Here is a 6,432-nt window from a genome sequence, read left to right on the forward strand (position 1 = left end):
CTTTATACTTTATGGAATACTGCACTCAGGTTAAAATGCGGCTAACAACAATAAAAAGACACCAATATGCACGAATTTCATCAATTAAGCGCAACAAGCTTGCAGGGTCAACCTATCAACTTTAATGATTTTGAAGGTAGGGTTGTGCTTCTTGTTAATACCGCAAGTAAATGTGGGTTTACCTATCAATACGAGTCTCTGCAAGCTTTACACAATAAGTATGCCAGCCAAGGTTTAGTTATTCTGGGATTTCCGTGCAATCAATTTGGTAAACAAGAACCCGGCAACGCAACACAAATTGAGCAAGGATGTTTAATTAACTACGGGGTTAGTTTTTTAATGGCGGCCAAAGTAGATGTAAATGGTAAGCACGCACACCCGGTATTTCGCCACTTAAAATCAGCCTTACCTGGTTTTTTAACACGTAAAATAAAATGGAATTTTACTAAATTTTTAATTGCCGCAGATGGTACACCAATTAAACGCTATGCACCTTTTACTAAGCCCGAAAAGCTAGAGCTTACAATTCAAAAAGCATTAGCACAGGCTAAAAGTACCCTTTAAAAAGTAATAAAGAGGCGCAAGGCCTCTTTATTGCCAATACTATTGAAACTTAAACATACACATTACTGCACATTTAAACTCTCAATATTAATTGGTATTTTATTTATACTAGTGAAATTTAATCGGTGTAATCGCTTAAATCGTCTTCGCCTAGATTTTTACGCAAGCGTTTTTGCTCAAGGTAGTCTTCCAACTTCTTCTTAACCTTTTGCTTGTTCTTATCGTGTTGATTACGTCCGAGCATTTCGTACTCGTCTTCAACAAAATCGTCATCTAGCGCATCGTAACTAAATGTCTTACCCACAACCCACTCCATAAAGTGTTTGAGACCAACCAAGGATATTATTATCGCAATAGCCGGTAAAATTAAAAATGTTTAATGCCAAAGTGCTCTGCAAATTAACATCAAAATAAAGCCACGTGACTACTGTAAATAGTCTTCATGTCAGTAATGTGAATAAATAGCGCTAAATTTGAATTGAGGAAAGTGAGAGTTTTTTATCGTATCGATAAATAAAATTTATTAATTTTTATTAGTTAGCCAATTTGACTAAAAAATAGTTATTTATTAATTATTTTGACTTGCTAAAAAATAAAGAGAATCACTTAATCAATTGTTTTTTATGAAAAAATAAAACTGGCATCAAACTTGTTATTAATTAATCGTCATCAACAAAAAGTAGAGAACAAACATGAAAAAATTACTATTAGTTAGCGCATTAATTTGTACGCCAGCCGCTATGGCTCATAACGACAACGATTCTGCAATTTCATTTAGTAACGATGAATGTAACGTCGAATTTAAAAACGATGTACGTATTAAGCCAAACGAATTAGAAATTTTTACCGCCAATAATAAAACTATGCAATTTAATTCCCATGGTGACTTAACCGTTAATGGCGAGCTTGTAGCGCTTAATAGCTCACAACGCGAAGCACTGAATAAGTACTCTGACAGCTTACGCACTCAATTACCTGAAGTAGCTAATATAGCGTTAGAGGGGGTTAAAATTGCCGGTGTGGCATTAGAAGAAGTAGGCAATGCATTTAATATTGACGGTCTTGATAATATGTCTGAGCTTATGGACGATATTAAAATTGAGGTAGAAAACACATTTTACCAGCAAGGTACATTTGTAATGGGCCAACAAAGTTTTAATCAATTTGGCGAAAACTTTGAACAACAATTTGAGCAGCAGATAGAAACAGCGGTTGAATCAGCAGTAATGCAATCAATGGGCAGTATTTTAGTGGCTTTAGGTTCTGAGTTACTTGGTTCAGGCGGCGATATGGATGCCTTTGAACAACGCATGGAAAATATGGGTGCACAAATAGAAGAAAAAGTAGAGCTACATGCAAGCGCACTTGAAGTGAGAGCTAACTCTTTATGTGAAACCTTTGCTGATATTGCAAAACAAGAAGAGCAATTAGTAATGCAAGTGCCAGAGCTTAAAGGTTACCAGTTATTTAGCTTTAAACAAAATTAGTACAGCAAACGTTATTTAACATCCCTTTGGCAGCACTTAAGTTTACTTAAATGCTGCTTTTTTGTGTTTCCCAAACTTATACCAACCTGCATAAATCTTTGATCAATTTAACGAATTAAATTGCACTATAACGTCGTTAAAAATTTTTTATTTAGAACAACTAGATACAAAAACTTTTGCCTAGTTCTAGCGTAATTTTCTTAACGTTAAATAGACCCCATATATAAGCAGATTGGTATTACTTTTTAGCTAATAAAGTGAGCTTACCCAGAGTAATAATGGCTTGCTCTATCTGCTCGCTCCACGGCACACCATAACTTAACCTTACGCAGCTTTTATACTTATTAGAGGCTGAAAAAATAAGCCCAGGGGTAATACTAATACCAACCTCAAGAGCAAGTAAAAATAATTTTTGACTATCGTACTCGCTTCCTAAATCTAGCCACATTACACAGCCTCCTTTTGGATCGCTTATACGTGTATTTTTTGGCATAGCGTGTTGTAAACACCATCGCATACGCTCTTTGTTATCGCGCAGGCGCTGCCTGAGTACCTTTAAGTTACGGTCGTACTCGCCGCTGGCAATAAATTCTGATAACGCCCATTGGTTTATTAACGAAGCGGAGCAACTTAGTGCTCGTTTATATCGCCGCGCTTGCGTTGCAAATTTACCGGCAACTAACCAACCTACACGATAGCTCGGCGCAGCCGTTTTAGAAAAAGATGAGCAACTGATCACTAATCCTTTTTTAGAATACGCTAAAGCAGGTGTGCCTCGTTTCGCCGTAAAATATAAATCGCCGTATACGTCATCTTCAATAAGCACTACGTCGTGGCTTTCGAGTAACTCCACCAGCTGCTGCCTGTTTGTATCTGGCATAAAGCTGCCTACAGGGTTGCTAATTGCTGTCGAGAATAAACACGCTTTTATGTCATGCTCATTTAAAGCTCGCTCCAAATCGCTTAACCAAATGCCATTATCTGGACACAGTGGTATTTCGAGCGCTTTAAGTCCCAAGCTTTCTATTAGCTCTATAATTCCGTGATAACAAGGAGTCTCAATAGCCACTACATCGCCTGGCTTTGTCACGCACTTAAGCGCAATAGCCATAGCCTCTTGCGCACCATTGGTGATCACAAGCTCGCCCATATCAATACCAATGCCAAAATCTAAATAGCGATGCACTAATTGTTTTTTCAGTGGTACAAACCCATCAGTTGGGCCATAATTTATGGCTTTACTGCCCGCAATTGTCATTACACGGCGCATGTTTCTGGCGAGTGCTTTATCGGTAGGTGCTGCTGCAATTGGGTTGGCGATACCAAAAGGGACTACGTTAGCTTGATGAATCGCGCTATACACCTGCTCTATTAAGGCTTGTTTATTTACCACAACAGGTTCACGACTTAATTTAACTCGCTTAGGTAAATTATGAGCCATGCTAACGACTTTTAAAAAATATCCTGATTTTTCACGCGCCTCTACCAACCCTTGATCTTCAAGTGACTGGTAAGCCTGTTTTACAGTGGGGATACTTATATTTAAGCTATCTGCCATTTTACGCAGTGATGGAAGTTTTTCGCCGGGGAGTAAAACTTGTTGAGCGCTCATATCTCTAATCAACTGAATAACTTGCTGATATAAAAACTCATGCCCTTGGCTATTTTTTTGTCTTATCATCACACACCAAATCTGTATAGGTTACATTTTTACTTTTCTGTATATGGTAAGTATACAGATAGGTCTTAAAATAGCCATTCAATCGGGCTTTGGAGACTAACCATGAAAAGTGCAGCGCTATACATTACAACCGTTTTAATTTGGGGCTCAACTTGGTTAGCCATAGAGTTTCAGTTAGGTGATATTGCGGTAGAGTTATCGTTATTTTATCGCTTTGCTATTGCAGCGCTTTTAATGTGGTTATATGTAGCGTACAAAAAACCCGACATGCGATTTAAGTTACTGGATCATGGCTTTTTTGTTTTATTAGCTATTTGTAATTTTGGATTAAATTATTTAATGCTTTACTGGGCACAAAATCACCTTACCTCAGCCATGACCTCTATTGCCTTTTCAATGCTGCTGGTTATGAACATAGTCAATACTCGGTTATTTTTTGGTAAGCCAATCTCAAAACGAATTTATACAGGTGCTGTTCTCGCTGTATTAGGTATTACGTGTCTGTTTTGGCCACAGTTACAGCAGTTCGACTTGAGTAATGGTGCGTTGGTCGGGTTACTACTTGCCCTTGGTGGCACCTTTGTGGCTTCATTAGGAAACATGGTAAGCGTTCGTAATTCTCGTAAACAAATTGGTGTATTGCAAGGCAATGCATGGGGCATGCTATACAGCGCTATAGGCTTGGCTTTATATGTATTAATGAACGATGTGCAATTTAGTTTGAATGCTCCACCAAGTTACTGGTTATCACTACTTTATCTATCAATATTTGGCACTGTAATCGCTTTTGGTTGCTACTTTGCTCTACTAAGAAATATAGGCCCTGAAAAAGCCAGCTACGTTATTGTTTTATTCCCATTAGTGGCAGTAACACTGAGTAGCTTTTTTGAAGGCTTTGAATGGCACGCAAATACCTTTGCAGGATTTAGCCTAGTGCTATTAGGTAACGCCATTGTGCTTACCCCAACAAAACGAATTAACGCCTTTTTAGCTAATAGAGCAGTAGCTAAAAGTGGCTCCGTCCCCAGTTAGACGCGTTATTAACGCAACTAACACAAAAGCGCCTACCCTACTGTAGGCGCTTTTTTATTGGCATATGAAAAAGTAAAGCCTGCCCATGCACACTAATAACGGCTGGAGTTTTACCTACCAGTTCACCATCTGCTTCAATCAATAACCCTTCAGTTTTTATAGAAGCTGTATTTAAGCGACTGTAGTTAAGATTTTTTATATGCTGATGGCGCTTAAAAAATAACTTCATAAAGCTTATTACATTATAAAAAAGCCCACCCGTTCGCATTTGATAACACTCAAGCAACCCATCAGTTAAATCTGCTTTTGGCGCTATTTCTAGACCACCACCAAAGTACTTATGATTAGCAAATACGGTAATTAAATTTTGATACTGCTGAGCATCGTTATTAAACGTACCTTGTAACTGCTGAGCTTGATAATAAAATAGCTCTTTAATGCTCGTCCAACTGTAATCAAAAGATGAAAAACTAGCTTTAGCATTAATCGCTTTAACTACATGAGCATCAAACCCTACCCCTGCAATATTAATAAAATAGCGGCTATTAATTTTTCCTACATCAATTGCTGTCGGTGTATTAAATAATGCCTTTCGCCAATCATCTTCTTTGCAATTAAACCCTCTCGAGAAATCATTACCTGTACCGCAAGGCAATAATGCTAACGTACAGCTACTCCCTATTAACGCATTAACCGCCAAGCTCAATGTACCGTCTCCGCCAAGTACAACTACTTTGGTAAATTTACTCAGTAGCAACCTTATTTGAGCGCAGTCATCGTTAAAGCTTCCCGTTGTAGTAAACATACAATAAGAAAAACTGCGTTTTTTACAGATGTTTTTAAGCCACATTAGTGGTTTTTCACTCTGTTTTTTTGTACTTGGTTTAATAATTATTAGTAGCGACAAGCTTTTTGTTTCCAACAATGTATTTAAGAACGAATAAAAAGACTTTAATTGAATTTTTTTAATCTGAATAACTAGTCAAAAAAGGTTGTGTAAAATGCATAAAAAAAATACAAACACTCACAAGCATCAGTATTAAAGCAGATAAAGCCGACTTCATTGTAACTATTTATGCAAAAACGATAATAAAAACACTGAACCGCACGTTAATAAAACAAACAAGGATTAGTTTAACTAATCCGTCAGGCTCAATTTTTATCGTTGTCTTTTTAATCAAACAACGTGCAAAATGCACGCGATTTCAACATATACAACCTGGAGCAAAATAATGAAACCAATTAACACATTAAATCAAACAGCAGCAGCTCAAGTAGCAGTTAAACCAACTAACCGTAAAGCAAGAATGTTAGCTAAACTTAACACTATTGGTAAAAGACTAGCACTTAGCGGCGCAGCTCAATATAAATAATCACCCAACCATGATTATTTTTCGGTGCAGCGAACACTCAACCACTAAATGAAGTCACTTATTTAGCTCCCCCTTGTTTGCTGCAACCTATTTATTTTATTAAAAATTGCCTTAATTTCCCCTTATTTACAAAAAAAACCTCATTTACGTACGTTTTTTAGGCAAACAGTCATTTTGCTATTTACACAGCGGTATCACCTAAGTATTATTCTGCGTCACGGAGAGATGGCAGAGTGGTCGAATGCACCGGTCTTGAAAACCGGCATGGGTTTATAGCCCATCTAGGGTTCAAATC

General features: G+C 37.4%; 7 protein-coding genes. 4 read left to right on the forward strand and 3 right to left on the reverse strand.

All coding sequences use genetic code 11. The features are described 5' to 3' along the window. Positions 1 to 66 precede the first annotated feature (66 nt). On the forward strand, positions 67 to 564 hold the full coding sequence (locus I6E80_RS19290) for a glutathione peroxidase (protein WP_170072795.1): 498 nt from the start codon (positions 67 to 69) through the stop codon (positions 562 to 564). Between the two features lie 118 nt (positions 565 to 682). On the opposite strand, the gene I6E80_RS19295 is transcribed toward I6E80_RS19290, so the two are convergent. After that, on the reverse strand, positions 683 to 868 hold the full coding sequence (locus I6E80_RS19295; protein ID WP_007579801.1) for a PA3496 family putative envelope integrity protein: 186 nt from the start codon (positions 866 to 868) through the stop codon (positions 683 to 685). Positions 869 to 1,256: 388 nt separating this feature from the next. Between I6E80_RS19295 and I6E80_RS19300 the strand changes: the two genes are divergently transcribed. Beyond that, positions 1,257 to 2,051, forward strand: coding sequence for a YggN family protein (locus I6E80_RS19300; protein ID WP_197186252.1), 795 nt, complete (start codon positions 1,257 to 1,259; stop codon positions 2,049 to 2,051). Positions 2,052 to 2,289: 238 nt separating this feature from the next. Here I6E80_RS19300 and I6E80_RS19305 read toward each other — a convergent pair whose 3' ends face one another. Continuing rightward, the gene (locus I6E80_RS19305) at positions 2,290 to 3,732 is read right to left on the reverse strand and encodes a PLP-dependent aminotransferase family protein (RefSeq protein ID WP_197186253.1); all 1,443 of its coding nucleotides are present in this window, start codon (positions 3,730 to 3,732) and stop codon (positions 2,290 to 2,292) included. A 102-nt stretch (positions 3,733 to 3,834) separates the two neighbouring features. On the opposite strand from I6E80_RS19305, the gene I6E80_RS19310 reads away from it, so the two are divergent. Continuing rightward, a complete protein-coding gene (locus tag I6E80_RS19310) occupies positions 3,835 to 4,764 on the forward strand; it encodes a DMT family transporter (RefSeq protein ID WP_024599684.1) in 930 nt (309 codons plus the stop codon). A gap of 37 nt (positions 4,765 to 4,801) precedes the next feature. Here the strand turns inward: I6E80_RS19310 and I6E80_RS19315 are convergent, their stop codons facing one another. After that, positions 4,802 to 5,689: a YegS/Rv2252/BmrU family lipid kinase gene (locus tag I6E80_RS19315; protein ID WP_331459349.1), complete on the reverse strand. Its 888-nt coding sequence runs from the start codon at positions 5,687 to 5,689 to the stop codon at positions 4,802 to 4,804. Between the two features lie 307 nt (positions 5,690 to 5,996). On the opposite strand from I6E80_RS19315, the gene I6E80_RS19320 reads away from it, so the two are divergent. Then, positions 5,997 to 6,137: a hypothetical protein gene (locus I6E80_RS19320; RefSeq protein ID WP_004335040.1), complete on the forward strand. Its 141-nt coding sequence runs from the start codon at positions 5,997 to 5,999 to the stop codon at positions 6,135 to 6,137. Positions 6,138 to 6,432 lie beyond the last annotated feature (295 nt).

Source organism: Pseudoalteromonas sp. NSLLW218 (genome assembly GCF_015864775.1).
In the GTDB taxonomy this organism is placed as follows: Bacteria; Pseudomonadota; Gammaproteobacteria; order Enterobacterales; family Alteromonadaceae; genus Pseudoalteromonas.

Bases quoted from the DNA above. Each gene is read 5' to 3' on its own strand.
- I6E80_RS19290 (WP_170072795.1), top strand. From the start codon at position 67: ATGCACGAATTTCATCAATTAAGCGCAACAAGCTTGCAGGGTCAACCT.
- I6E80_RS19300 (WP_197186252.1), top strand. From the start codon at position 1,257: ATGAAAAAATTACTATTAGTTAGCGCATTAATTTGTACGCCAGCCGCT.
- I6E80_RS19305 (WP_197186253.1), bottom strand. From the start codon at position 3,732: ATGATAAGACAAAAAAATAGCCAAGGGCATGAGTTTTTATATCAGCAA.
- I6E80_RS19310 (WP_024599684.1), top strand. From the start codon at position 3,835: ATGAAAAGTGCAGCGCTATACATTACAACCGTTTTAATTTGGGGCTCA.
- I6E80_RS19320 (WP_004335040.1), top strand. From the start codon at position 5,997: ATGAAACCAATTAACACATTAAATCAAACAGCAGCAGCTCAAGTAGCA.